This window comes from Streptomyces sp. NPDC055013 (assembly GCF_053608645.1).
This window is the reverse complement of the sequence record NZ_JBSGVW010000002.1, coordinates 152,107-175,934: the sequence shown is the minus strand read 5'-3', so window position 1 is coordinate 175,934 and position 23,828 is coordinate 152,107. Positions and strand designations below refer to the sequence as shown.

24 protein-coding genes and 1 pseudogene are annotated in these 23,828 nt (G+C 70.8%); 12 read left to right on the top strand and 13 right to left on the bottom strand.

Translation table 11 applies throughout. The features are described 5' to 3' along the window. Positions 1-91: 91 nt before the first annotated feature. The 8 genes and pseudogenes from ACWGDB_RS03450 to ACWGDB_RS03415 form a co-directional block, all read left to right on the top strand. Positions 92-1,424, top strand: a pseudogene (locus ACWGDB_RS03450) (MFS transporter); the annotation flags it as partial. A gap of 85 nt (positions 1,425-1,509) precedes the next feature. Then, entirely contained in the window at positions 1,510-1,710 is a 201-nt protein-coding gene (locus ACWGDB_RS03445) for a hypothetical protein (protein ID WP_453821087.1), read from the top strand. 82 nt (positions 1,711-1,792) lie between these two features. Continuing rightward, on the top strand, positions 1,793-2,515 hold the full coding sequence (locus tag ACWGDB_RS03440; RefSeq protein WP_453820879.1) for a hotdog fold domain-containing protein: 723 nt from the start codon (positions 1,793-1,795) through the stop codon (positions 2,513-2,515). 145 nt (positions 2,516-2,660) lie between these two features. After that, complete coding sequence (locus ACWGDB_RS03435) at positions 2,661-3,188, top strand: hypothetical protein (protein ID WP_453820878.1); 528 nt, start codon at positions 2,661-2,663, stop codon at positions 3,186-3,188. Next, positions 3,182-3,472 carry a thiamine pyrophosphate-dependent enzyme gene (locus ACWGDB_RS03430; protein ID WP_453820877.1) on the top strand — a complete coding sequence of 97 codons (291 nt, stop codon included), beginning with the start codon at positions 3,182-3,184 and terminating at the stop codon, positions 3,470-3,472. Before ACWGDB_RS03435 ends, ACWGDB_RS03430 begins: the two co-directional genes overlap by 7 nt. 115 nt (positions 3,473-3,587) lie before the next feature. Beyond that, positions 3,588-4,664: an aromatic ring-hydroxylating dioxygenase subunit alpha gene (locus ACWGDB_RS03425; RefSeq protein WP_453820876.1), complete on the top strand. Its 1,077-nt coding sequence runs from the start codon at positions 3,588-3,590 to the stop codon at positions 4,662-4,664. Next, positions 4,661-4,846, top strand: a complete 186-nt coding sequence (locus tag ACWGDB_RS03420; RefSeq protein ID WP_453820875.1) for a hypothetical protein — start codon at positions 4,661-4,663, stop codon at positions 4,844-4,846. The genes ACWGDB_RS03425 and ACWGDB_RS03420 overlap by 4 nt, the downstream gene beginning before the upstream one ends. Next, positions 4,843-5,808 (top strand): PDR/VanB family oxidoreductase, encoded by a 966-nt coding sequence (locus tag ACWGDB_RS03415; RefSeq protein WP_453820874.1) that lies wholly within the window; start codon positions 4,843-4,845, stop codon positions 5,806-5,808. The genes ACWGDB_RS03420 and ACWGDB_RS03415 overlap by 4 nt, the downstream gene beginning before the upstream one ends. On the opposite strand, the gene ACWGDB_RS03410 is transcribed toward ACWGDB_RS03415, so the two are convergent. Next, positions 5,723-6,574, bottom strand: a complete 852-nt coding sequence (locus tag ACWGDB_RS03410) for an IclR family transcriptional regulator domain-containing protein (protein WP_453820873.1) — start codon at positions 6,572-6,574, stop codon at positions 5,723-5,725. The genes ACWGDB_RS03415 and ACWGDB_RS03410 overlap by 86 nt on opposite strands. A 194-nt stretch (positions 6,575-6,768) precedes the next feature. Here ACWGDB_RS03410 and ACWGDB_RS03405 point away from each other — a divergent pair, with 194 nt between their 5' ends. The 4 genes from ACWGDB_RS03405 to ACWGDB_RS03390 are packed head-to-tail and all read left to right on the top strand — an operon-like array spanning position 6,769 to position 10,134. Next, a complete protein-coding gene (locus tag ACWGDB_RS03405) occupies positions 6,769-7,737 on the top strand; it encodes an ABC transporter substrate-binding protein (protein ID WP_453820872.1) in 969 nt (322 codons plus the stop codon). Next, positions 7,734-8,507 (top strand): ABC transporter permease, encoded by a 774-nt coding sequence (locus tag ACWGDB_RS03400; protein WP_453820871.1) that lies wholly within the window; start codon positions 7,734-7,736, stop codon positions 8,505-8,507. Before ACWGDB_RS03405 ends, ACWGDB_RS03400 begins: the two co-directional genes overlap by 4 nt. After that, on the top strand, positions 8,504-9,283 hold the full coding sequence (locus tag ACWGDB_RS03395; RefSeq protein ID WP_453820870.1) for an ABC transporter permease: 780 nt from the start codon (positions 8,504-8,506) through the stop codon (positions 9,281-9,283). Before ACWGDB_RS03400 ends, ACWGDB_RS03395 begins: the two co-directional genes overlap by 4 nt. Positions 9,284-9,303: 20 nt before the next feature. After that, positions 9,304-10,134 carry an ABC transporter ATP-binding protein gene (locus ACWGDB_RS03390; RefSeq protein WP_453820869.1) on the top strand — a complete coding sequence of 277 codons (831 nt, stop codon included), beginning with the start codon at positions 9,304-9,306 and terminating at the stop codon, positions 10,132-10,134. On the opposite strand, the gene ACWGDB_RS03385 is transcribed toward ACWGDB_RS03390, so the two are convergent. The 12 genes from ACWGDB_RS03385 to ACWGDB_RS03330 all read right to left on the bottom strand — a co-directional run bounded on the left by ACWGDB_RS03385 (position 10,106) and on the right by ACWGDB_RS03330 (position 23,803). Then, positions 10,106-12,262: a discoidin domain-containing protein gene (locus ACWGDB_RS03385; protein WP_453820868.1), complete on the bottom strand. Its 2,157-nt coding sequence runs from the start codon at positions 12,260-12,262 to the stop codon at positions 10,106-10,108. The genes ACWGDB_RS03390 and ACWGDB_RS03385 overlap by 29 nt on opposite strands. 81 nt (positions 12,263-12,343) lie before the next feature. Beyond that, the gene (locus tag ACWGDB_RS03380; RefSeq protein ID WP_453820867.1) at positions 12,344-13,927 is read right to left on the bottom strand and encodes a glycoside hydrolase family 13 protein; all 1,584 of its coding nucleotides are present in this window, start codon (positions 13,925-13,927) and stop codon (positions 12,344-12,346) included. A 44-nt stretch (positions 13,928-13,971) separates the two neighbouring features. Next, positions 13,972-14,832, bottom strand: a complete 861-nt coding sequence (locus ACWGDB_RS03375; protein ID WP_453820866.1) for a carbohydrate ABC transporter permease — start codon at positions 14,830-14,832, stop codon at positions 13,972-13,974. Further along, positions 14,829-15,785: a carbohydrate ABC transporter permease gene (locus ACWGDB_RS03370; protein ID WP_453820865.1), complete on the bottom strand. Its 957-nt coding sequence runs from the start codon at positions 15,783-15,785 to the stop codon at positions 14,829-14,831. Before ACWGDB_RS03370 ends, ACWGDB_RS03375 begins: the two co-directional genes overlap by 4 nt. 6 nt (positions 15,786-15,791) lie before the next feature. Next, positions 15,792-17,138: an ABC transporter substrate-binding protein gene (locus ACWGDB_RS03365; RefSeq protein WP_453820864.1), complete on the bottom strand. Its 1,347-nt coding sequence runs from the start codon at positions 17,136-17,138 to the stop codon at positions 15,792-15,794. A gap of 131 nt (positions 17,139-17,269) precedes the next feature. After that, on the bottom strand, positions 17,270-18,268 hold the full coding sequence (locus ACWGDB_RS03360; RefSeq protein WP_453820863.1) for a LacI family DNA-binding transcriptional regulator: 999 nt from the start codon (positions 18,266-18,268) through the stop codon (positions 17,270-17,272). A 50-nt stretch (positions 18,269-18,318) separates the two neighbouring features. Next, positions 18,319-19,017: a GntR family transcriptional regulator gene (locus tag ACWGDB_RS03355; protein ID WP_453820862.1), complete on the bottom strand. Its 699-nt coding sequence runs from the start codon at positions 19,015-19,017 to the stop codon at positions 18,319-18,321. Between the two features lie 53 nt (positions 19,018-19,070). Further along, positions 19,071-20,072 (bottom strand): proline racemase family protein, encoded by a 1,002-nt coding sequence (locus ACWGDB_RS03350; protein WP_453820861.1) that lies wholly within the window; start codon positions 20,070-20,072, stop codon positions 19,071-19,073. A 21-nt stretch (positions 20,073-20,093) separates the two neighbouring features. Further along, the gene (locus ACWGDB_RS03345) at positions 20,094-20,984 is read right to left on the bottom strand and encodes a dihydrodipicolinate synthase family protein (protein ID WP_453820860.1); all 891 of its coding nucleotides are present in this window, start codon (positions 20,982-20,984) and stop codon (positions 20,094-20,096) included. Then, positions 20,981-22,360, bottom strand: coding sequence for an FAD/NAD(P)-dependent oxidoreductase (locus tag ACWGDB_RS03340; protein WP_453820859.1), 1,380 nt, complete (start codon positions 22,358-22,360; stop codon positions 20,981-20,983). Before ACWGDB_RS03340 ends, ACWGDB_RS03345 begins: the two co-directional genes overlap by 4 nt. Next, entirely contained in the window at positions 22,353-22,655 is a 303-nt protein-coding gene (locus ACWGDB_RS03335; RefSeq protein ID WP_453820858.1) for a (2Fe-2S)-binding protein, read from the bottom strand. Before ACWGDB_RS03335 ends, ACWGDB_RS03340 begins: the two co-directional genes overlap by 8 nt. After that, positions 22,652-23,803 (bottom strand): NAD(P)/FAD-dependent oxidoreductase, encoded by a 1,152-nt coding sequence (locus tag ACWGDB_RS03330; RefSeq protein ID WP_453820857.1) that lies wholly within the window; start codon positions 23,801-23,803, stop codon positions 22,652-22,654. The genes ACWGDB_RS03335 and ACWGDB_RS03330 overlap by 4 nt, the downstream gene beginning before the upstream one ends. Positions 23,804-23,828: the final 25 nt, after the last annotated feature.

Below are 23,828 nucleotides of genomic sequence, written 5' to 3'. Positions count from 1 at the left end.
GTTCCAGGAGCACCAAACGTCAGGGAAGGGTCCGGTGGCGCCCGTGTGAAAGTCGCGGGTACGTGAGGTGTGCCGGGACCGGGACGCGGGGATGGTCGCGATCATGACAGAGACGACGCGCACGGTATCCCCGCCGGCACAACGGCCCGTACGCCAGCTCCTCGCCGCCTCCGTCGGCAACGCCGTGGAGTGGTACGACTGGTACGCCTACACGTTCCTCGCCACCTATCATCGCGGCCGAGGTCATCCCCAGGAGCGCGGACAACTCCCTGGTGCCGCTGCTGTCGACGTTCGCGGTCTTCGCGGTGGGCTTCTTCATGCGGCCGGTGGGCGGGCTGGTGATGGGCGCGATCGCCGACCGCCGCGGGCGGCGCGCCGCGCTGACGGTCACCATCCTCCTGATGGGCGGCAGCAGCCTGCTGGTCGGTCTGACCCCGACCTACGAGACGGCAGGCGTCCTCGCTCCGGTGATCCTGGTCCTCGCCCGGCTCCTCCAAGGCCTGTCCGTGGGTGGCGAGTTCGCGGCGTCGACGACCTTCCTGGTGGAGTCGGCGGGACCGGGCCGCCGCGGACTGTTCTCCAGCTTCCAGTACGTGTCGACGACGGCCGGGCAACTCGTGGCCTCGGGCATCGCGACGCTGCTGGTGGGCACCCTGAGTGACGGGCAGATGAACGGCTGGGGCGATGGGGGTCCCCCCGCTCGAGCGAAGCCGAGAGTGGGGGAGGGTGCCGTTCGTCCTCGGTGCCGTGCTCAGCCTGGTCGGCTTCTGGATCCGGCAGGGCGCGCAGGAGACGAGGAGCACCGAGCAGCAACAGGCCCCGCGCCCCGCCCTGTTCGAGGCGTTGCGCCGCCACCCTCGCCAGTCACTGCTGATCTGCGGGATCACGGCGGGCGGCACGATCGCGTACTACACATGGACCTCGTACCTTCCGACGTACGCCGAACTCAACGCGGGCATCGAGAAGTCGGACGCGCTGCTGGCGGGCACGATCTCGCTCGCCTTCTTCGCCCTGCTCCAGCCCATCGGCGGCCTCCTCTCCGACCGCTTCGGCCGCCGCCCCCTGCTCCTCTTCTTCGGCCTGGGCTTCGCCCTCCTCACGGTCCCGCTGCTGCACGCCCTGCGCGACTCGTTCGCGGTGCTGCTGCTCGACAATGCGCGGGCATGGTGCTGCTGACCGGGTTCACGTCGATCAGCGCGGCCGTGAACGCCGAGGTGTTTCCGGCCCGGGTGCGGGCTGCGGGCATCGGGTTCCCGTACTCACTGACGGTCGCGATGTTCGGCGGCACGGCGCCGTACGTCGGCACGCTGTTCAAGGAGCTGGGTCACGCGGACCTGTTCCCCTGGTACGTCGCCGCCCTGTGCCTCGGCTCGTCCCTCGTGTACCTGCGCCTTCCGGAGACGGCCCACAAGCCTCTGGAGCGCAGAACTCCCCAGCATCGCATCGGAGTTGCGCGAGGCGCCGGGTCAGCGAGGCCCGGCGACGGTCCCCCGTACGACGAGCTGCGGAGTGAGGACCACCCCGCGGGGCTCGTTCGTCGCCGTGGGCCTCGGCAACGACGTCCCGTTCTGGACCGACTTCCTGCGGGCCCTCGCCGACATCGACCCGGACATGGCGGTGAACATCGAGCACGAGGACGCGGCGTACTCGCAGACGGAAGGGCTCGCCCTGGCGGCGAAGAACCTGCACAGCGCGGCTGGGGCGCTCTGAGCTCGGCCCGGGGTCGGTGACGGGCTGCCGAGTGCAGCCCGTCGCCATGATCCCGGTCCTCGGGTGTGGTGAGGTGGGGATCATGACGACGAGTGACGCGATCGTGGTGCCCGAGCTGTACGTCGGCTACCCCGAGGTGGCCTTCGGCGGGTACGTCGCCGGTGTGCTGGCGGAGCAGTCCGGGGCGCGGACGGTCCGGGTGGACTTCCGTGGGCCGGTGCCGGTCGAGGTGCCCGTGCGGATCGCCGAAACGGCCGACGGTGGCGTGGAGTTGGGCGAGGCCGAGCGGCCCCTCGCCGCGGCACGCCCCGCCGAACTGCCGGTCGACGCGCCTGCCGCGCCCTCCTGGGACGAGGCGGCCGCCGCGGCCGAGAGGTTCCGGGCGGCGCCGCCGTCGGGTGTGGTCGACTGCTTCGGCTGCGGGCTGCGTACCGCCGACCGCGGCCTGCGGGTGCACGGCACGCCGGTGCCGGACCTCGGTCTGGTGGCCTCCGCCTGGACCCCGTCCCCCGCCTTCGCCGACCCGGACGGCCGGCTGCCGGTCCCGCTGGTCTGGGGCGCCCTGGACTGCCCGGGACACTGGGCGGGCCGCTTCCTCGGCACCTTGCGCCCAGGAGCGGTCACCGCCTCGCTCACGGGCACGATTCTGCGGCCGGTCGCCGTAGGCGAGCCCTGCATCTCGTACGCGTGGCTGCGGTCGGAGTCCGGACGCAAACACACCATGGGCGTGGCACTCGCGACGGCCGGGGGCGAACTGTGCGCCGTCTCCGAAGCGTTGTGGATCGACCCGAGGCCCGCCCCCTGATAGTGCCACAGCCCGAGCTCGTCGTCCCGTGGCGTGCGAGGCGGAGGTGGCGCATGGTGGAGGAGGGAGCGGGTCCCCCTGCGTTCCGCGGGCTGCGGGGAGATCCGGCGTGCCCGGCTCCCGAACAGCCGGGAGGAGGACTTCCATGGTGTGTGTCACAGGTCCACTGCTCTACGGCGCCGCCGCCGGGGCCGCGGGGACGACGGCGCTCAACGTCGTCTCCTACGGCGACATGGTCCTGCGGGGCCGGGCGGCCAGTTCGACACCCGAGACGACCGTACGCACGCTGGCGCAGAAGCTTCACCTGCGCATCCCCGGCGACGGTGAGGCCCAGGAGAACCGCACCACGGCTCTCGGCGCGCTGACCGGCCTGGCTGCCGGGACCGGTATGGGCGTGGTGCTGGGGCTGGGGCATGCGGCCGGTTGGCGTCCGGTGCGCAGTACCCAGTACGCGGTGTCCGTGGTGGGGGCGTTGGTGGCCACCAACGGGCCCATGACCGTACTGGGGGTGACCGATCCGCGGACCTGGGCCGTGACCGACTGGGCCGCCGACATCGTTCCCCACCTCGCCTACGCGCTGGTGACGGTGAGCGTGTTCAACCGGCTCCTCGGCCCCCGGCCGACCGCAGCCCGGGTCAGGAGGACGTCACATCATGGCCGACACGGTTGCTGACCTCATCGGACTTCAACGCCCTGGCCCGCGCAGCCGGGCTGCACGCGTCCCCCGTCCGACGCGCGGACGAACTGGAGCAGGCGTTGCAGGACGCCTTCGCACACGACGGGCCCGCACTGGTCGACGTCCACACGGAGCGTCAGGAACTCTCGCTGCCTCCCAAACTCACGCTCGAGCAGATCAAGGGCTTCACGCTGTTCGCCACCCGCACCGTCCTGTCCGGGCGCGGTGACGAGGTCCTTGAGCTCACCAGGACCAATCTGCGTCAGCTAAGGCTTGAGTAGGGCCTGCCTTCCGTCTGGCAGAAGTCGCCTTGCGCGGCGGTCGCGGCCGTCACGACCCTGATGCCAACCACGGCACGCGGGGCGACGGAGCCCCGCCGACAGGGACGGGAACCCCATGCCTCACACCACCGCCTTCGCCAGGAACCAGTGGTACGTCGCCGCCTACAGCCACGAGGTCGGACGCGAGCTCCTCGGTCGGACCGTCCTCGGAGAAACCCTCGTGCTCTACCGCACGCAGGAGGAGGGGACCCCGGTCGTCCTGCACGACCGGTGTGTGCATCGCCGCTACCCGCTGTCCGAGGCGCCGACCCGGCTCGACGGTGACCGGATCGTGTGCGGGTACCACGGGTTCACGTACGACACCTCCGGGACGTGTGTGTATGTGCCTGGACAGAAACGCGTTCCGCGCACCGCGCGGGTCGCCTCGTACCCGGTGGTCGAGCAGGACTCGCTGGTCTGGGTGTGGATCGGCGACCCGGCGCTCGCCGACCCGCAGAGCATCCCGCGGGCCGGGCACCTCGACGCCCCCGGCTGGGTCACCGTGCGCGGTATGGAACCGATCGACTGCGACTACGGCCTGCTGGTCGACAACCTCCTCGACCTCTCCCACGAGACGTATCTCCACGGCGGCTACATCGGCACCCCCGAGGTCGCCGAGACGCCGATCACCACGGAGGTCGACGAGGGCGCCGGGATCGTCCGGGTGAGCCGGCACATGGACGACGCCGAATGCCCGCCGTTCTACGCCAGGTCGACCGGGATGGAGGGCCGGATCACGCGCTGGCAGGACATCGAGTACCACGCCCCCTGTCTGTATCTGCTGCACAGCCGTATCGCCCCGGTCGGCGTGCTGCCCGAGGCGGACGGCAGCGACCCGAACGGCTTCCACACCGAGATCACGTACGCCATCACGCCGTCCGGCGACGGCAAGGTGTACGACTTCTGGGCGGTGTCGCGGGACTGGGCGACGGACGACGACGAGGTCACCGAGTTCCTGCGCGGCAACAACCACACCGTCGTCATGCAGGACGTCACCGCCCTCAACCTGCTCCAGCGGACACTCGGCACCGAGCGCCACGGCTATCAGGAGCTGAGCATCAACATCGACACCGGTGGCCTGGCGGCCCGCCGCATCCTCGCCCGGCTGGTCGAGGAGGGCGCGAAGCCGATGGAGACGGAGCAGGTCCGGTGAGCGGTCCCACCGGTGAGATCTACCGCATCGACTGGCTGCCGGGCACCGACGCCCTGCACGGCACCTGCCACTGCGGCCGCGAGCACACCGCGCAGGATCCGGTGGAGATGTGGGAGTGGATGCTCGCCCACCCCCAGGGTCACCAGCTCCAGGGACACGAGCCGCGAGGAACCAGTTCATGAGTGACCTGTACGAAGCCGACCTCGTCGTCGAACAACGGGAGTTCGCGGCCGACGGCGTCCTCGCCCTCACCCTGCGCCACCCGCTGGGCGAGCGGCTCCCCGCCTGGGAGCCCGGCGCGCACATCGACGTCGTGCTCGGGCCGGAGCTGGTGCGCCAGTACTCGCTGTGCGGCGATCCGGCCGATCGCACGGCCTGGCGGATCGCCGTACTGCGGGAGCCGGACGGGCGACGGGGGTCCCCCCGGCCAAAGGCTGGGGGAGGTTCCGCCCATGTGCACGAGAAGGTGGAGCAAGGTGACAAGGTACGGGTGCGGGGGCCGCGCAATCACTTCCGGTTGGAGCCCGCTCCCCGCTATCTCTTCATCGCCGGCGGCATCGGCATCACCCCGATCCTGCCGATGCTGACCGCGGCCGAGGCGGCGGGCGCCGAGTGGACGTTGCTGTACGGCGGGCGTACTCGTCAGTCCATGGCGTTCACCGGGGAGTTGGGTCCTTACGGTGAACGGGTGACCGTCGCTCCGCAGGACGAGTCCGGGCTGCTGGACCTGGCCTCGGTGCTCGACGTAGTCCCGCCCGGCACCCTGGTCTACTGCTGCGGCCCCGGCCCTCTGCTGGACGCCGTGGAAGCGCGGTGCCCGTCCGGGGTGCTGCGAGTCGAGCGGTTCCGGGCGAAGGAACAACCGGTCGGCGAGGACGGGGAGTTCGACGTCGAGCTGGCGCGGAGCGGGCTGACGCTCACCGTCGGGCCGGGTGTGTCCGTCCTCGACACCGTGCGCGCCGCCGGCATCGAGGTGCTCTTCTCCTGCACCGAGGGCACCTGCGGCACCTGTGAAACCGATGTCCTCGACGGCGCTCCCGACCACCGGGACTCCGTGCTCACGCGGGAGGAGCGGGAGAGCGGCGAGACGATGATGATCTGCGTGTCCCGCTGCCGGGGGAAGCGGCTCGTCCTGGACCTGTGACGGTGAGGTCGCCCTCGATCCCGGCGACGGTCGCCAGCAAGTGCGGCAGCAGGTCGCTGCGCACGGAGTCGACCGAGTTGCGTCCGGCGTGCACGGCGATGTTGACGGCCGCGACCACCTCGCCGTCCCGGTCCCGCACCGGGGCGGCCACCGACCTGAGCCCCTCCTCCAGCTCCTGGTCGACGACGGCGTAGCCCTGCCGGCGCACGCGGCCCAGTTCCGCGCGCAGGGCGTCCGGCGAGGTGATGGTGCGCGCGGTCAAGGGTCGCAACTCGGCGTTCCACAGGCGGAGTTCTACCTCTTCGTCCGGCAGATGGGCGAGGATCACCCGGCCCACGGACGTCACGTACGCGGGGAAGCGGGTCCCGACCGTGATCGACGCCGTCATGATGCGACGGGTCGGCACCCGCGCCACGTACACGATGTCGTCGCCGTCCAGGACGCACAGCGACGACGACTCCCGTACCCGGGCGACGAGTTGCTCCAGATGCGGCTCGGCGATCTGGGGCAGCGTGTAGCTGGAGAGGTAGGAGTAGCCGAGTTCCAGCACGCGCGGGGTGAGGCGGAAGAGCCGGCCGTCCTGGTGGACGTAGCCGAGGTCGGCGAGGGTCAGCAGCAGCCGGCGGGCGGCGGCGCGGGTCAGGTCGCAGGTGTGGGCGACCTCGCTGAGCGTGCGGGCGGGATGGTCGGCGTCGAAGGAGCGGATGACGGCGAGGCCACGCTCGAAGGACTTCACGAAGTGTGGTGCGCGGTCTGCCGGAAGCATCGCCACCTCCAATAGTGTCAACAAAGTTGTCGGCGACGCTCCGTGCCGACCTGCCCCGCTCCGCCGACGCCCCGTCAATTGCCGTGCCTCCGTTGAGACTTCTACCTTCCCGCAGAGCGTTCTCGCGCACTACTGTGCGCCTTGCGCACAACCTGTCGGAACACCGCTGCACCGTTGTCTGTACAGGAGGAGCCATGCGTCGTCTGTCGGCCGGTCTCACCGCCGGTGCCCTGCTGCTCGTCGCGACGGCCTGTGGCTCGTCCGACGACGGTTCGCCGGATGCGGGCGCGTCGTCCGGCGGCGTCACCACCGTCAAGCTCGGAGTCATCCCGATCGTCGATGTCGCGCCGCTGTATCTCGGCCAGCAGAAGGGGCTGTTCGAAAAGCACGGCCTCAAGCTGGAGTTCACCGCCGCTCAGGGCGGCGCGGCGATCGTCCCCGGCGTGGCCAGCGGGCAGTTCCAGTTCGGGTTCAGCAACGTGACGTCCCTGATGGTCGCCCAGAGCAACGGCGTCCCGGTGAAGGCCGTCGCCAACGGCATCGCGTCGACCGGTGTGCGGGGCAAGGACTTCAACGGCCTCATGGTCAAGAAGGACAGCCCCGTCAAGTCGGCGAAGGAGCTGGAGGGCAAGAAGGTCGCCATCAACACCCTGAAGAACATCAACGAGACCGCGGTGCGCCAGGCGGTGCGTGAGGCGGGCGGCGACCCGGACAAGGTGAACCTCGTCGAGATGCCCTTCGACCAGATGCCCGCCGCTCTCGACCAGGGCCAGATCGACGCCGCTTGCGTGGTCGAGCCGGCGACCGCCACCATCAGGAGCCAGGGCGGCCGCGAGATCGCCTCACCCCTGATCGACGTCGCGCCGGAGCTCACCGTCGCGATGTACTTCACCTCCACGCAGTACGCGCAGCAGAACCCGGACGTGGTCAAGAAGTTCCAGGAGGCCACCGCCGAGTCCCTCGCCTACGCCGAGGCGCACCCGGACGAGGCGCGGCAGATCGTCACGACGTACACGAAGATCCCGGCGTCGGTGCTGGACCAGGTGAACCTGCCGAAGTGGCCCGCCGAGCCGAACCGTTCCTCCATCGAGGCCCTCATGAAGCTCGGCGAGGAGGACGGCCTGTTCAAGAAGACGCCCGACCTGGACGCCCTGCTGCCGTGAAGGGCGTGAACGTCGCACTCGGTGCGGCCGGCCTCGCGGCCTTCCTCGCCCTGGGCGAGGCGGTGCCGCGGCTCGGTCTGGTCGAGGAGGCCTACTTCCCGCCGACCAGCCGTATCACGGGGGCACTCGCGGACGAGGCCACCGACTCGGCCTTCTGGAGCGCCCTCGGCGACACGCTCACCGGCTGGGCGCTGGGCCTGGTGATCGCGTCCTGCGCGGGCATCGTGGTGGGCGTGGTCGTCTCGGTCGTGCCGTATCTGCGCGAGGTGACGGCCTCCACGATCGAGTTCCTGCGCCCGATCCCGTCGGTGGCCCTGATCCCGCTCGCGGTGCTGCTGTACGGCACCGAACTGCGCTCGGTGCTGCTGCTCGTCGTCTACGCCTCGTTCTGGCAGGTGCTGATCCAGGTCCTGTACGGCGTCCAGGACGTCGACCCCGTCGCCGACGAGACGGCGCGGTCGTACGGCCTCGGCACCTGGGCGCGGATCCGGCATGTGCTGTGGCCGACCGCGCTGCCCTACGTCATGACCGGCGTGCGGCTGGCGGCGGCCGTCGCGCTGATCCTTGCCATCACCGCCGAACTCGTCATCGGTGCCCCGGGGTTGGGCAGGCTCATCGGGGTGGCGCAGGCCTCGCAGGCCGTGCCCGAGATGTACGCGCTGATCGTGGTGACCGGGCTGCTCGGGCTGCTGATCAACGTGGGCGCGCGGACGGTGGAGCGGCGGGCGCTGGCCTGGCATCAGTCGGTGCGCGGGGAGGTGGCGGTGTGACGCGCGTACTGCTGCGGGTGATGTTCGTGGGCGCGCTGCCGGCCGTCCTGGTCACGGTCTGGTGGGCGGCGTCGGCCGGCAGCACGGACGTGTACTGGCCTCCCCTGCGGACGATCCTGGAGGCCTTCCCGGACGTATGGACGGCGGAGCGGCTGCGTGCGGACGTCCTGCCCAGCGTGCTGCGGCTGACGGGCGGCTACGCGTCGGCGGCCGTCGTGGGCGTGGCCCTCGGTACCGTCATCGGCTCCTACCGGCGGGTGCGGGCGGTGTGCGAGCCGGTCCTGGAGTTCCTGCGGGCGGTGCCGCCGCCGGTTCTGGTGCCGGTCATCATGCTGTTCGCGGGCATCGGCGACACCATGAAGGTCACGGTGATCGCGAGCGGCTGCGTGTGGCCGGTCCTGCTCAACACGGTCGAGGGCGTGCGGGCGGTGGATCCGGTGCTGGCGGAGACGGCACGGTCGTACGGCATCACGGGCGTGGCGCGGCTGCGGAAGGTGGTCCTGCGCTCGGCGAGCCCGCAGATCTTCGCGGGCCTGCGCCAGGCCCTGTCCATCGGCATCATCCTGATGGTGATCAGTGAGATGTTCGCCGCCAGCAACGGGCTCGGCTTCACCATCGTCCAGTTCCAGCGCGGTTTCGCGATTCCGGACATGTGGACCGGCATCCTCGTGCTCGGCCTGCTCGGCTTTGTGCTGTCGGTCCTCTTCCAGCGGGTCGAGCGGCGAGTGCTCGGCTGGTACCACGGTCTGCGCGCCTCGGCCCGGCGGTCGCCGTGAACCTCGTGAAAGGGCGGTCCATGCACGCGCTTCTCGCCGTATCCGGCCTGCGGAAGGTCTACGAGGGGTCGGGGCGGCGGGTGGAGGCGGTCCGCGACCTCACCTTCACCGTCGACGCCGGCGAACTGGTGTGTCTGGTCGGCCCGTCGGGCTGCGGCAAGACGACGCTGCTGAAGTGCATCGGCGGACTGCTCACGCCGACGGCCGGTGAGGTGCTCCTGGAACAGCGGAGGGTGACCGGTCCGCCGCCCGGGATGGCGTTCGTGTTCCAGGAGTACGGGCGCAGCCTCTTCCCTTGGATGCGGGTCGGCGAGAACGTCGAACTTCCGCTCAAGCAGAAGGACTTGAGCAGGTCACGGCGGCGCGAGCTGGTACGGGACGCGCTGGAGTCGGTCGGGCTGGCGGATGCCGTCCAGGCGTATCCGTGGCAGCTGTCCGGCGGTATGCAGCAGCGGGTCGCCATCGCCCGGGCGCTGGCCTACGAGCCCCGTGTACTGCTGATGGACGAGCCGTTCGCGGCGGTGGACGCGCAGACGCGGGCCGATCTGGAGGATCTGGTCCGGGGGCTGTGGCGGGAGCGCGGCATCACGATCCTGTTCGTCACCCATGACATCGACGAGGCCGTGTATCTGGGCGAGCGGGTTCTCGTCCTGTCCGCGTCGCCCACCGTCGTCCAGGAGCAGATGAAGGTCGATCTGCCCGCCGAGCGCGACCAGTTGCACACCCGGGTGGATCCGCGCTTCGCCGAGCTGCGTACGCATGTGTACGAGCAGATCCAGGCGGCGAAGCGCGGAACGCCTCGGGACGCGGTGCCGGAGACGGTCAGGACAGATACGCCTCCACCTCGCTGAACTGGGCCGCGGGCCACCCGGTGTTGGCGGTGACGTGCAGCCTCAGGTGGCGCAGGTTGGTGCCGCTCGGCAGGGAGACGGTGACCGTGTTGCCGGTCGCCGGGTCGAAGCGGTAGTCCTTCGCCGCGACCACGGTCGAGTATGTCGAGCCGTCCGTGCTGCCGTGCACCGACAGTGTCTGGGTGCGGGCCTGCCAGGCCGGCTGCGGCGGCAGCTTCAGCACCAGCCGGCGGACGGCCTCCGTGGTGCCGAGGTCGACCGTCCAGGACTGCGGGAAGGCGTTGTTGGCGGACTCCCAGTAGCTGTTCGCGTCACCGTCGGCCGCCCTGCCGGGCGTGTAGACGTCCTGCGAGCCGGTGGCCGAGGCCGGGCGGCCCTTGGCGAGGTTGCGGGCCGGGTCGGGGTCGGGGTCGGGGTTGCCCTGGCCGGGCTGCGGCCAGGTCGAGCAGTCGGACCAGGTGCTGCTCCAGCCGGAGTTGCCGCCGCCGTCGGTGAGGGTGAACGTGCCGGAGCCGGACGGGTAGGGGCAGTTGTAGATGCCGGCGGCGCCCACGCCGGAGGCCGTGACGTTGCGGAAGGTGGCGGCTCCCGGGGTCTCGGCCTGGACGACGACCGTGCCCGTGTTGCGCACGGTTGCGCCCTCGACGGTGATGTTCCTGGCCGCGAAGCCACGCCCGCTGCCCGAGACGAACTCGAAGGCGCTGTACGGGCTGTCGGTGATGGTGGTGTCGGTGATGCGGACGTTCGCCTCGATGGCGCTGTCGTAGGAGTCGACGCGCAGGGCGCCCATGGGGTGGTTCCAGTTGGGGTTCATCGCGCCCGTGCGGACCAGGGTGTTGCCGTCGACGGTGATCGTGCCGGCCAGCGGGTGGAAGGGGTCCAGGAACTTCTGGTTGGAGATCGCGATGCCGCTGCCCAGGGCGTTGGTGTCGGAGATCAGGTTGTCCTTGACGGTGATGTCGGTGCCGCCGTAGATCGCGATGCCGTTGGCGAGGTTCGGCTGCGTGATCGTGTTGTTCTCGAAGCTGCTGTCGGTGTCCGGCGCGTACAGCGACCACATGGCGAGCGCGTCGTCGCCCTGGTTGCGCAGGAAGTTGTGCCGGACGCGGACGCCGCGGGCGTTGCCGTTGAGGTTGAGTCCGTCGGCGGTCATGTCGAGGAAGCGGTTGTTCTCGACGACGAGGTCGTCGTTGTTGCCCATCAGCCAGAGGCCGACCTTGAGGTGCTGGAGCCACATGCCGGAGACGGAACTCCCCGGGCCCAACGCGCCGTTGACGAAGTTGTCGGGGTTGGAGTCGATCCGCTCGGTGACCTCGCCGATCACCGCGAAGTCCTTGATGTGAACCTTCCCGGAGGAGCTGGACTGGTCGATGAAGCGGGAGCTGCGCACGATCGAGTGCCAGTGCCCGGCGCCCTGGAGGGTCACGTTCTGCACACCGTTCAGGGACGAGGTCAGCCGGTACTCGCCCGGCGGGATCCACACCACCCCGCCCTGCGCGGCGGCGATGGCCTCGCGGAAGGCCGGGGTCGAGTCGCCCTCGCCGCTGGGGTCGGCGCCCTTGGACGTGACGGACACCGATCCGGCGGGCTGCCCGGTCGGCGCCGGGGCCTGCTCGAAGTCGGCGACGTCTACGGTCACCTGGGTGCCCGTCGCCTGGAAGGCCACCTTGTCGCCCGCCTGCACGTCCTGGCCGAGCAGCAGCCGGGCGTTGTCGTAGAAGTGGTGCGTCTTGGCGCCCGGGATCCAGCCGGTGTCGACGTAGGAGTACTTGGCGGTGACCGCGAGGGTCTTCGCGATCTTCTGGCCGTTGACGTACACGTCCAGGGTGCCGGACTGGCCGTCGGGGACGCTGTAGGCGACGTTCACGGCGTTGGCGGCCCGTGGAACCGTGAACTCGACGCGCTGACCGGCGGTGAGGCGTACGGCCTGCCGTCCGGAGGCCTCGGAGGCGAGGGTGCCCTGCGTGTGGTCGGGGCCGATCTTCGCGCCGGTCGTGGTGGCGGACTCGGCCTCGACCGAGGTGAAGGGGAGGGTGGCGCCGGCGGCCGCGTGGGCGGCGGGGGCCATCGCGGTGAGCAGACCACCGGCGAGGGCGACGACCATGGCGGCCGAGGCGCTGGCTGTCATGGGCCTGACAAATCTGTGCGTGTGCTGCTGCATGTGCTGATCCCTTCGTGGTGGGGGTACGGGGATGAGCGGGCCGCGGTGTCAGGCGCGCAGCCAGACCGCGGTGTCCTTGGGCAGCCGCCCCTCGATGTCCAAAGGGCCGCTGCCGAGCAGGAGTTCGGTGTGGGCGGGCAGGTCGGCGGGCGCGTCGGCGAGGTTCACCACGCAGGTCGCGCCCCGCACTCGGGTGAAGGCGAGCACGCCGTCCGGTGCGGGCAACCAGGTCAGCGGGCCGTCGCCGAACGCCGGCCGGAGCTCGATCGCCCGGCGGTACAGGGCGAGCATCGAACCGGGATCCGCCGCCTGTCGGTCGGCGGCGTACGCGGCCCAGTCGGCGGGCTGCGGCAGCCACGGCTCCTCGCGTGGGCCGAAGCCCGCGTACGGCGCCTCGGCGGCCCACGGCAACGGCACCCGGCAGCCGTCCCGGCCCGGGTCGATGCCACCGGAGCGGGTGTGCATGGGGTCCTGGACGCGGTCGCCGGGGATGTCGGCCTCGGGCAGGCCGAGCTCCTCGCCCTGGTAGACGTAGACGGCTCCGGGCAGGGCGAGCGACAGCAGTGCGGCCGCCCTGGCCCGGCGGGTGCCGAGGGTGAGGTCCGTCGGGGTCCCGAAGGCCTTGGTGGCGAAGTCGAAGCCGGTGTCGGCACGGCCGTATCGGGTGACCGTGCGGGTCACGTCGTGGTTGCACAGCACCCAGGTCGCGGGGGCGCCGACGGGGGCGTGCTCGGCGAGCGTCTCGTCGATGGCTCCGCGCAGCCGCCCGGCGTCCCAGGGGCAGGTCATGAACGAGAAGTTGAAGGCGGTGTGGAGTTCGTCGGGGCGCAGGTAGCGGGCGAAGCGTTCGGTGTCGGGGAGCCAGACCTCGCCGACGAAGACGCCGCCGTACTCGTCCGCGATGGCGCGCCAGGAGCGGTAGACGTCGTGGAGTTCGTCGCGGTCGACGTACGGGTGCGGCACCTCGCCCTCGACGAAGTCCGGGAGGTCCGGGTCCTTGACCAGGAGGGCGGCCGAGTCGATGCGGACGCCGGCGACACCGCGTTCGAACCAGAAGCGCAGGATGTCCTCGTGTTCCTGGCGCACGGCCGGGTGGGACCAGTCGAGGTCGGGCTGCTCGGGGGCGAAGAGGTGGAGGTACCAGTCGCCGTCGGGCAACCGGCTCCAGGCGGGGCCGCCGAACTCGGACCGCCAGTCGTTGGGCGGGAGTTCGCCGTGCGGGCCGCGTCCCGGGCGGAGGTGGAACAGAGCGCGCTCCGGGCCGCCGGCGAGGGCCGCGCGGAACCACGGGTGCTGGTCGGAGACATGGTTGGGCACGATGTCGACGATGGTGCGGATGCCCAGCTCACGGGCCTCGGCAATGAGCTTCTCCGCCTCGGCGAGGGTGCCGAACGCCGGGTCGACGGCGCGGTAGTCGGCGACGTCGTAGCCGCCGTCCTTCATCGGGGAGACGTACCAGGGCGTGAACCACAGCGCGTCCACGCCGAGTTCGGCGAGGTACGGCAGCCGGGCGCGGACGCCCGCGAGGTCGCCGGTGCCGTCGCCGTCGCCGTCCGCGAAGCTGCGGACGTACACCTGGTAGATGACGGCGGAGCGCCACCACTGTGGGGAGGCGTGACGGGGCTGTGCCACGGTGCGGCCCTTTCTGTCGGAAGGAGGAGGACGTCCTGGGGACCTCAGCCCTTGCTGCTGCCCGCGCCGATCCCGGCGATGATGTGCCGCTGGAAGATCAGGAACATGGCGACCATGGGGATGCTGGCGATCACCATGGAGGCGATGAGCACGGTCAGCGGGATGTTCTGCGACAGCTGGACGAGCGCGACGCTGATCGGCTGCTTGTCGGTGTCGGAGAAGACCATCAGCGGCCAGAGGAAGTCCTGCCAGACGGCCACCAGAGCGAAGATCGAGACGACCCCCAGGACGGGCCGGGACATCGGCAGCACGATGGACCACAGGGTGCGCAGCTTCCCGGCGCCGTCGATCTCGGCGGCCTCCAGGACATCGCGCGGGAGCTGGTCGAAGAACCGCTTCAGCAGATAGAGGTTGAAGGCGTTGGCGACGGCCGGCAGCCAGATGGCCAGGGGGTCGTTGAGCAGGCCGAGGTCCGCCACCGTCAGGTATTTCGGCACGACCAGGGCCTGGGCCGGGACCATCAGCGTGGCGAGGATGCCGCCGAGGACCACCTTGCCGAAGACCGGCCGCAGCTTGGACAGCGCATAGGCCGCGGCCGTGCAGAACACCAGCTGGAACACCCAGGCACCGGCGGCCTGGACCACCGTGTTCCACAGATGGGTCGGCAGTTGCATGAGGTCCCAGGCGTCCGTGTATCCGCTGAGGTGCCACTGCTCGGGGACGACGGTGGGCGGCGTGCGCGCCACCTCGTCCGGTGACTTCATCGCGCCCGTCGCCATCCAGTAGACGGGGAAGAGGAAGGCCAGCGCGAACAGCAGCACGGTGCAGGTGAAGACGGACCAGTAGACGGCCTTGCCGCGGGGGCGGGCCAGGGTCGCCGGGGAGACGAGGGTCCGGGTGGTCATGCGCCTTCCCCTTCGGTGCGCGTCAGACGCAGGTATACGGCGGAGAAGGCGCCCAGGAGCACGAGGAGCATGACGCTCAGCGCGCAGGCGCCGCCGAAGTCGTTGTAGAGGAAGGCGTACTTGTAGATCAGGTAGAGGACGGTCACCGTGGCGTTCTCGGGACCGCCGCCCGTGATCACGAACGGTTCGGTGAAGACCTGCATCGTGGCGATGATCTGAAGGAGCATCAGCATCAGGACGACGAAGCGGGTCTGCGGGATGGTGACGTGGCGGACGCGTTGCAGCAGGCTCGCGCCGTCGAGCTCGGCAGCCTCGTACAGCTCCCCCGGGATGGACTGGAGCGCCGCGAGGTAGATCAGGACGGTGCCGCCCATGTTGGCCCAGGTGGCCACGATCACCAGGGAGACGAGCGCGGTGTCGGCGCCGTTGGACCAGTTCGAGGTGGGCAGCTGCAGGAAGCGCAGCGCCTCGTTGGCGAGGCCGGTGCCGGGGTCGTAGAACCACTTCCACAGCAGGGCGCTGACCACCGGCGGGATCATCACCGGCAGATAGACGACGACCCGGAAGAACGCCTTGGCGTGCCGCAACTCGTTGAGGACCAGGGCGAGTACGAAGGGAATCGCGAAGCCGATCAGCAGGGCGAGCAGCGTGAAGGTGAGGGTGTTGCGCCAGGCCGCGGCGAACTCCGGGTCGGCGAGGACGCGGGTGAAGTTGGCGGTGCCGACCCATTCGGGGTCGCTGCCGGGCGTGTACTTCTGGAAGGCGATCACGACGGCGCGGATCGCCGGGTACCAGGAGAAGAGGGCGAAGCAGACCAGACCGCCGAGGAGGAAGCCGTGGGCACGCACCTGGTCGGTGCGGCGGCGCCGCCTCCGGTCCCCTGCCGGGGGCGGCGCCTGCATCGGGCGGACCGCGACCTTCTCGACGGTCCGGCGCTGAGCCGTCCTGGTCATGGCCCGTCAGCCTCGCGCCAGGATGCCGTCGATCTTCCCTGAGGCGTCCTTCAGGAGCTGGTCGATGTCGGCGTCCTTCTTGGTGAGGACGGCGGAGACGACGCCGTCGAGGACGGAGTAGAGCTGCTGGGCGCCGGGCGGTTCGATCTTCATGTCGAGGCTCTGGTTGCCGTCGAGGAAGGCCTGGTAGTTCTCCACGGGTACGTTCGCGTTGGCCTCCTTGACCTGCTGGTCCTTGGCGTCGGCGGCACCGGAGAACAGGCGCGGTTCGGGGAGTCCGACGGGCGCGTCGTTCTTCTTGGCGCGGGCGTAGTCGCCGAGGAAGCCGTCTCCGGGGGTGAGGAACATGTGGTCCAGCCACTTCAGCCCGGCGCGGATCTGCTCGGGGCTCGCCTTCTTGTTGAACATGTAGCCGTCGCCGCCGATGAGCGTGCCCTTGCCGCCGGGCATGGGAGCGAGGGCGAGGTCCTTGTAGTCGCCGCCCTTCTCCTTGACCAGGATCGGGATGTTGTCGGGGGCCGAGAGGTACATGCCGAGCTTGCCGGAACCCATCATCTGCTGGACGTCGTTGATGACCAATAGCTGCTTGCTGCCCATCGAGTTGTCCGTCCAGCGCATGTCATGCAGGTTCTGCAGCACGGCGCGGCCTTCAGGGGTGTCGATGGTGGCCGTCCTGCCGTCGGGGCTCACCACGTCCCCGCCCTGGGAGTAGAGCTCGGCGGTGAAGTGCCAGCCGCCTTGGTTCTGGGCGCTGTAGTCGGCGTATCCCACGGTGCCGTTGCCGAGGGCGGCTATCTTCTTGGCCGCGGCGCGCAGCTCCTCCCAGGTCGTGGGGGGCTTGTCGGCGTCGAGACCGGCCTCGGTGAACAGCTTCTTGTTGTAGATCAGGCCCATCGAGTAGCCGGTGCGCGGGATGCCGTAGACCTTGCCGTCGACGGTGTAGATGTCGCGCAGCTGCTGCTGGATGGTCTCGTAGCTCTTCAACTCCTTGAGATACGGCGTGAGATCGGCCGCCTGGTTGATGTCGACGACGTGCCCGGCATCCGTGAAGTACGTGTAGAAGACGTCCTCCATCTGCCCGCCGGCGAGCTTGGCGTCGAAGGTCTTCGGGTCCTGGCAGGGGAACGCGTCATGGGCCACGACGTCGATGTCCGGGTTCTGCTTCTCGAAGGACGCGATGTCCTGCTCGAAGAACTGGCGGTCGACCTTGGCGCTCTTCGGCGGCATGCAGTTGACCGTGATGCGGGTCTTTCCGCTCGCCGAGTCGTCGCTCGACCCGCAGGCGGAGACGGCCAGGGCGAGGGAGCAGACGCTCAGCGCGGCAAGGGTACGGCGGAACCCGGTGCTTCTCATCGGTGGACCCCTCTGGGCAGGAGCGGTGGGCGCCGCACACTCAAGCACCGCCGACATTGGTCCGCAAGATGTGGCGCGAAATTTGAAATTTTTTAACAGTCGGATGGATCTCAGGGACTACCGGTCGGATGTCAGGTGCGAGGCGCCTGCGCTGTCGATCCCCGGACCACCAGTTCCGGCTCGAAGAGCAGTTCCTCCGCCGGTACGGCGGTGCCCGCGATCTGCGCGTTCAGCAGTTCCACCGCAGCCCGCCCCATGGCCTCGATGGGCTGGCGGACGGTGGTGAGGGGAGGCTCCGTGCAGTTCATGAACGCCGAGTCGTCGTATCCGACCACGGAAATCTGTGACGGCACGTCAAGTCCCTTGCGGCGGGCGGCCCTGACCGCACCGAGTGCGAGCGGGTCGCTGGCGCAGATGATGCCGGTGACGCCTCGGTCGATCAGCCGGGAGGCGGCGGCGTGACCGCCCTCGATCGAGAAGATGGCCCGCGCCACGTGCTCCTCGGGCAGCTCCCCGGCGACACCCCGCGCGGCGGCCAGTTTGCGCGCCGACGGCACGTGGTCGCCCGGCCCGAGCACCAGCCCGATGCGCTGGTGGCCCAGCGAGGCCAGATGCCGCCAGGCCTGCTCGACGGCCACGGCGTCGTCGCAGGACACGGCCGGGAAGCCCAGATGCTCGATGGCCGCGTTGACCAGCACGACCGGGATGTTGCGGTCGGCGAGCTCCTTGTAGTGGTCGTGCGGCGCGTCGGCCTGGGCGTAGAGCCCGCCGGCGAAGACGACGCCGGAGACCTGCTGTTGCAGCAGCAGCGCGACATAGTCGGCCTCGGAGACCCCGCCCTTGGTCTGCGTGCACAGCACCGGCGTCAGTCCGAGCTGGGCGAGCGCCCCGCCGATCACTTCGGCGAACGCCGGGAAGATCGGGTTCTGCAGCTCGGGGAGGACCAGGCCGACGAGCCGGGCGCGTTCCCCGCGCAGTTGCGTGGGCCGCTCGTAGCCGAGGACGTCCAGAGCCGAGAGCACCGCCTGCCGGGTGGCCTCGGAGACGCCGGGCTTGTCGTTGAGCACCCGGCTGACCGTGGCCTCGCTGACCCCGACCTTCTTCGCCACTTCCGCAAGTCGTCGCGTCATGCACGCAAGAATAGCGCAAACACTGCAAGTGGCTTGCGTTGTGGTGCCGGCTATTTCTTCGCTGCCCAGAGTCCGCGAACGTGGCCCAGGTGGCGGGTCATCACCTCGCGCACGGCCTTCTCGTCGCGGGCGATCAGCGCGTCGAGGAGTTCGAGGTGTTCCTCGGCGGAGGCCAGCAGCCGGCCGGCCTGGACCAGCGCGGTCAGGCCGTAGAGACGGGAGCGCTTGCGGAGGTCGCCGACGACCTCGACGAGATGGGCGTTGCCGGCGAGGGCGAGCAGACCGAGGTGGAAGCGGGTGTCGGCCTCGACGTAGGCGATGAGATCACCGGAGACCGCGGCCTGGACGATCTCTTCGGCCGCCGGGCGCAGCGCCTCCAGGGAGACCCCGTCGGCGGTCCTGGCCAGTTCGACCACCGTGGGGATCTCGATGAGCGCCCGGATGTGGGTGTACTCGTCGAGCTGCTTCTCGGAGACCGCGGTGACCCGGAAGCCCTTGTTGGGGACGGTGTCGACCAGGCCCTCCTTGGCCAGGTCCAGCATGGCCTCGCGCACCGGGGTCGCCGAGACGCCGAAGCGGGCGGCGAGCGTGGGCGCCGAGTACACCTCGCCCGGGCGCAGTTCTCCGGCGATCAGCGCGGCCCGCAGGGCGTCGGCGACGCGCTCCCGGTAGCTGCTCTTCTTGCCGCCCAGGGAGGGCAGCGCCGGGCCGGCTGCGGCGGGCGGGGCGCTGGTGCGCTGGGCGGCCATGACTCTCCTAGCTGTGCAATGTCACGCGTTACGCGGGACATTATCGTCGACGTTCAGAGCACGAACCCGGCCGGGAACGGGTCAGACGGATCGAGCAGATACTGCGCCGTGCCCGTGATCCACGCCCGGCCGGTGAAGCTCGGCAGGACGGCCGGGCGACCCGCGAGCTCGGAGGTCCCGAGGAGGCGACCGGTGAAGTGGGTGCCGATGAACGACTCGTTCACGAACTCGGTGTGCAGCGGGAGTTCACCGCGCGCGTGCAGCTGCGCCATGCGCGCGCTGGTGCCCGTGCCGCAGGGTGAGCGGTCGAACCAGCCCGGGTGGATGGCCATCGCGTGCCGGGAGTGGCGGGCGGTCGCGCCGGGAGCGATCAGGTGGACGTGGTGGCAGCCGCGGATGGAGGGGTTCTCGGGGTGGACGGGCTCCTCCTCGGCGTTGATCGCCGCCATGAGGGAGAGGCCGGCCTGCAGGATGTCGTCCTTGCGGGACCGGTCGAAGGGCAGGCCGAACTGCTCCAGCGGCAGGATGGCGTAGAAGTTGCCGCCGTATGCCATGTCGTAGGTCACCGTGCGCCCGTCGGCCAGGGTGATCTTGCGGTCGAGGGCGACGGAGAAGGACGGCACGTTCTGGAGGGTGACCGCCTTCGCGGCGCCGTCCTCCACGGCCACCTCGGCGACGACCGGGCCCGCCGGGGTGTCCAGCCGGATCGTGGTGACCGGCTCGACGACCTCGACCATGCCGGTCTCGACGAGCACGGTCGCCACACCGATCGTGCCGTGCCCGCACATCGGCAGATAGCCGGAGACCTCGATGTAGATGACGCCCCAGTCGCAGTCGGGGCGGGTGGGCGGCTGGAGGATCGCGCCGCTCATCGCCGAGTGGCCGCGCGGCTCGTTCATCAGGAGCTGCTTGACGGCGTCGCGGTGCTCACGGAAGTACAGGCGCCGCTCGTTCATGGTCGCGCCCGGGATCGTGCCGATGCCGCCGGTGATCACTCGGGTGGGCATGCCCTCGGTGTGCGAGTCGACGGCGTGCAGGACGAGTTTGCTGCGCATGATCGGGTCTCCTCCGGCGAGTTACGCGAGCCCTGCCGCGACGGCCTTCTCGGTTGCGGCGCGGATGGCTGCCTCCTGCTCCGGCAGCAGCGGCACCCGCGGTGGCCGGCAGCGTCCCCCGTGGCGGCCCACGACGTCCATGGACAGCTTGATCGCCTGCACGAACTCGACCTTGGAGTCCCAGCGCAGCAGCGGGTGCAGCTGCGTGTAGAGCTGCTTGGCGGTGGCGAGGTCGCCGCCGACGGCCGCGCGGTACAGCTCCACCGTCGACCTCGGCAGTGCGTTCGGGTAGCCGGCGACCCAGCCCTTGGCGCCGGCGATCGCGAGCTCCAGCAGGACGTCGTCGGCGCCGATCAACAGGTCGAGTTCCGGGGCGAGTTCGACGAGCCGGTAGGCGCGGCGGACGTCGCCGGAGAACTCCTTGACCGCCTGGATGTACCCCTCGCCGTGCAGCTTCGCGAGCAGTTCGGGTACGAGGTCGACCTTGGTGTCGATGGGGTTGTTGTACGCCACGACCGGGATGCCGGCCTTGGCGACCTCCGCGTAGTGCGACAGCACCGACCGCTCGTCGGCACGGTAGGCGTTGGGCGGCAGCAGCATCACGGACTCGCAGCCCGCGTCACGGGCCTGTTCGGCCCAGCGGCGGGACTCGGCCGAGCCGTAGGCGGCCACACCCGGCATCACCCGCGAGCCGCCGATCGCGGCGACGGCGGTCTCCACGACCTTCGCCCGCTCCTCGGGCGTGAGGACCTGGTACTCCCCGAGGGAGCCGTTCGGGACGACGCCGTCACAGCCGTTCTCGACCAGCCAGGCGCAGTGCTCGGCGTACGTGCCGTGGTCGACACGGAGGTCGTCGTCGAGCGGGAGCGCGGTGGCGACGAGGACTCCGCGCCAGGGACGGTGGTCGGTCATGAGGTTCCTCTCCGAGTGGCGTTGTCGTGTTGCCGGGCGAGTACGCCGAGCGGCACGGGACGGGCGAACGGCCGTCGGGACGGGGTGAGTTCGCATCCGGCGAGCCCGGCGACCGCAGGACCGCACACGCGTCCCTGGCACCAGCCCATTCCGGCCCGGGTCAGCAGTTTCACGGTGCGGACGTCGCCCGCCCCGAGTTCTTCCACGGCCTCGCGCACGGCACCGGCGGTGACCTCCTCGCAGCGGCAGACGAGGGTGTCGTCGGTGACCTGGTCGCTCCAGTGGGCGGGCGGCGGGTAGGCGGCGGCGAGGGCGGCGGCGAGCCTGCGAAGTCGCGTACGGGACTTGGCGGCCGCCGTCCACAGCTCGGGATCGGGTTCGGTGCCCTTGAGGCGTGCGGCGGCGGAGAGTCCGGCGATGTGGCCCTCGGCGAGGGCGAGGGCCGAGCCGCCGATGCCGGTGGACTCCCCGGCCGCCCACACCCCGGGCACGTCCGTGCGCTGCTCGTCGTCCACGGCGACCGTCAGGCCGTCCAGGCGGCAGCCGAGGGTCTCGGCGAGGTCGGTGTGCGGGAGCATGCCTTGTCCGACGGCGAGGGTGTCGCAGGGCAGGTGCCGCTCGGTTCCGGGCCGGACGCGCCCGTCGGCGTCGAGGGCGGCGATGGTGACCCCGGTGAGCCGGTCGTCGCCATGGGCGCGGACGACCGTGTGCCGGGCGAGGAGTCGGACGCGGTGGCGCAGGAGGCGGGCCGCGTATCCGGCGCCCTCGGGCAGCTTGGCGGCCAGCGCCCGACCGTGCCGTACGAGGGACTTGGGGTCGGCGGCCTCGACGAGCGCCGCGATCTCGACGCCCGCCGCCGCGAGCCCGGTCGCCACGGGCAGCAGCAGCGGCCCGGTCCCGGCGACGACCGCGGTGCGTCCCGGCACCACGAGCCCGCCCTTGAGCATCGCCTGCGCACCACCGGCGGTGATGACGCCGGGCAGGGTCCAGCCGGGAAAGGGAAGCACCCGCTCGTAGCCGCCGGTGGCGAGGAGTACGGCGCGGGCGTGCACTGCGGCCGGCTCCCGTTGCTCGGGGCCGAGCAGGGCATGGACGGTGAAGCCCTCGGAGTTCCGTTCCACGCCCCATACATGATGCTCCGTCAGGAACTGGACGTCACTGCGGGCCAGACCGCCCCGCAGCCGCTCCCAGGTGCGCCACTGATGGTGCAGTGCCTGCGCGCGGCGGGCGCGGAGTGCGGGCGCGGGCTGCCGGTAGAACTGCCCGCCCGTCTCCGCCGCCGAGTCGACGAGCGTGACCCGTACGCCCTGCGCGGCGGCCGCCAGCGCCGCGGCGAGGCCTGCCGGGCCCGCGCCGATCACCGCGAGTTCAGTCATCGTGGCCCGTCCCCTCCTGCGTCCGGATCGTGTCGCCCGGGTGCAGCGGCACCAGGCAGGCCCGCTGGTTCGGGCGGTCGTTGACGGTGACCAGGCAGTCGAAGCAGACGCCGATGCCACAGAAGACGCCCCGTGGGCGGCCCTCGCCCCGGGTGGTCCGCCAGGAGGTGATCCCGGCCGCCCAGAGCGCGGCGGCGACCGTCTGCCCGGGCAACGCCTCGATCTCGCGGCCGTCCAGGCTGACCGTGAAGGCCGGGTCCGGCTTTGCGTCGGCGAGCTCCAGAGGGGTTCTCATGCGGCCTCCTCGGCGAAGCGGTCGGGGCGGAACGGCGTCAGGTCCAGGTCGGGGGTCTTCGCGGTCAGGGCCTGTGCGATCAAGTGGCCGGTGCCGGTGGCCAGTCCGATGCCGGCGCCCTCGTGGCCGCAGGCGTGGTGCAGGCCGGGGACCCGGGGGTCGGGACCGACGGCGGGCAGGTGGTCGGGCATGTACGGGCGGAAGCCCAGGTAGGCGCGCATGGCATGGACATCGGCGAGGAACGGGAACAGCCGTGTCGCGCCCGCGGCCAGCGCCCGTACGACGGGCAGGGAGAAGGTCCGGTCGAAGCCGACGCGTTCCCGGCTCGCGCCGATCAGGATCGGGCCCGCCGCCGTGCCCTCGACGACCGGTGAGGTCTGCAGCGCTGCCGAGTCGCTGGCGACGTCGGCCACATAGTCGGCGGCGTACACCTTGTGGCGGACCAGGCGCGGCAGCGGTTCGGTGACGAGGACGAAGCCGCGTCTCGGGAGGACGGGGAGGTGGGCGCCCGCGAGTGCGGCGAGTTCGCCGCCCCAGGTGCCGGCCGCGTTGACGACGGCCGGGGCGTGGATGTCGCCCTTGTCCGTGCGGATTCCCCGTACGGCACCGTCCGGCGTGCGCAGGACGTCCGTCACGGTCCGGCCGGTGAGCAGACGGGCGCCCGAGGCGCGGACGAGGTGGGCGGCGGCCAGGGCGGGCATGACCTGGCAGTCCTGGGGATAGTGGACGGCGCCCGGCAGGCCGGGGGCCAGGTGGGGTTCGAGGTCGTACAGGCAGTCGCCCGCGACCGGCTCGGCGAGGACTCCGGCGGCCCGCTGCCCGTCGGCGAACCGCTCCAGCGCCGCGAGCCCGGCCGGGGACGAGGCCACGACGACGCCGCCCTTCGCCTCGTACTCGACGGCCGGCCCCAAGTCCTGCGCCAGCTCGCCCCACAGACGGGCGGACAGCAGCGCGAGATCGAGCTCGGGGCCGGGTTCCTTGTCGGAGACCAGGAGGTTGCCCTCGCCGGCGCCGGTGGTGCCGCCGGCCACCGGGCCGCGGTCGACGAGGATCACGGCGAGGCCCGCCCGGGCCGCGTACAGGGCGCAGGCCGCGCCCACCATCCCGGCTCCGACGACCACGACGTCGCAGGTCAGTCGCTCGCTCACGCCGGTACTATGTCACACACCACTC

Coding starts and splice junctions, on each gene's coding strand:
- ACWGDB_RS03435 (WP_453820878.1), top strand. CDS start 2,661: ATGGTGTGTGTCACAGGTCCACTGCTCTACGGCGCCGCCGCCGGGGCC.
- ACWGDB_RS03370 (WP_453820865.1), bottom strand. CDS start 15,785: ATGACCAGGACGGCTCAGCGCCGGACCGTCGAGAAGGTCGCGGTCCGC.
- ACWGDB_RS03360 (WP_453820863.1), bottom strand. CDS start 18,268: ATGACGCGACGACTTGCGGAAGTGGCGAAGAAGGTCGGGGTCAGCGAG.
- ACWGDB_RS03410 (WP_453820873.1), bottom strand. CDS start 6,574: ATGCTTCCGGCAGACCGCGCACCACACTTCGTGAAGTCCTTCGAGCGT.
- ACWGDB_RS03425 (WP_453820876.1), top strand. CDS start 3,588: ATGCCTCACACCACCGCCTTCGCCAGGAACCAGTGGTACGTCGCCGCC.
- ACWGDB_RS03415 (WP_453820874.1), top strand. CDS start 4,843: ATGAGTGACCTGTACGAAGCCGACCTCGTCGTCGAACAACGGGAGTTC.
- ACWGDB_RS03385 (WP_453820868.1), bottom strand. CDS start 12,262: ATGACAGCCAGCGCCTCGGCCGCCATGGTCGTCGCCCTCGCCGGTGGT.
- ACWGDB_RS03440 (WP_453820879.1), top strand. CDS start 1,793: ATGACGACGAGTGACGCGATCGTGGTGCCCGAGCTGTACGTCGGCTAC.
- ACWGDB_RS03405 (WP_453820872.1), top strand. CDS start 6,769: ATGCGTCGTCTGTCGGCCGGTCTCACCGCCGGTGCCCTGCTGCTCGTC.
- ACWGDB_RS03340 (WP_453820859.1), bottom strand. CDS start 22,360: ATGACTGAACTCGCGGTGATCGGCGCGGGCCCGGCAGGCCTCGCCGCG.
- ACWGDB_RS03345 (WP_453820860.1), bottom strand. CDS start 20,984: ATGACCGACCACCGTCCCTGGCGCGGAGTCCTCGTCGCCACCGCGCTC.
- ACWGDB_RS03390 (WP_453820869.1), top strand. CDS start 9,304: ATGCACGCGCTTCTCGCCGTATCCGGCCTGCGGAAGGTCTACGAGGGG.
- ACWGDB_RS03365 (WP_453820864.1), bottom strand. CDS start 17,138: ATGAGAAGCACCGGGTTCCGCCGTACCCTTGCCGCGCTGAGCGTCTGC.
- ACWGDB_RS03335 (WP_453820858.1), bottom strand. CDS start 22,655: ATGAGAACCCCTCTGGAGCTCGCCGACGCAAAGCCGGACCCGGCCTTC.
- ACWGDB_RS03350 (WP_453820861.1), bottom strand. CDS start 20,072: ATGCGCAGCAAACTCGTCCTGCACGCCGTCGACTCGCACACCGAGGGC.
- ACWGDB_RS03355 (WP_453820862.1), bottom strand. CDS start 19,017: ATGGCCGCCCAGCGCACCAGCGCCCCGCCCGCCGCAGCCGGCCCGGCG.
- ACWGDB_RS03375 (WP_453820866.1), bottom strand. CDS start 14,832: ATGACCACCCGGACCCTCGTCTCCCCGGCGACCCTGGCCCGCCCCCGC.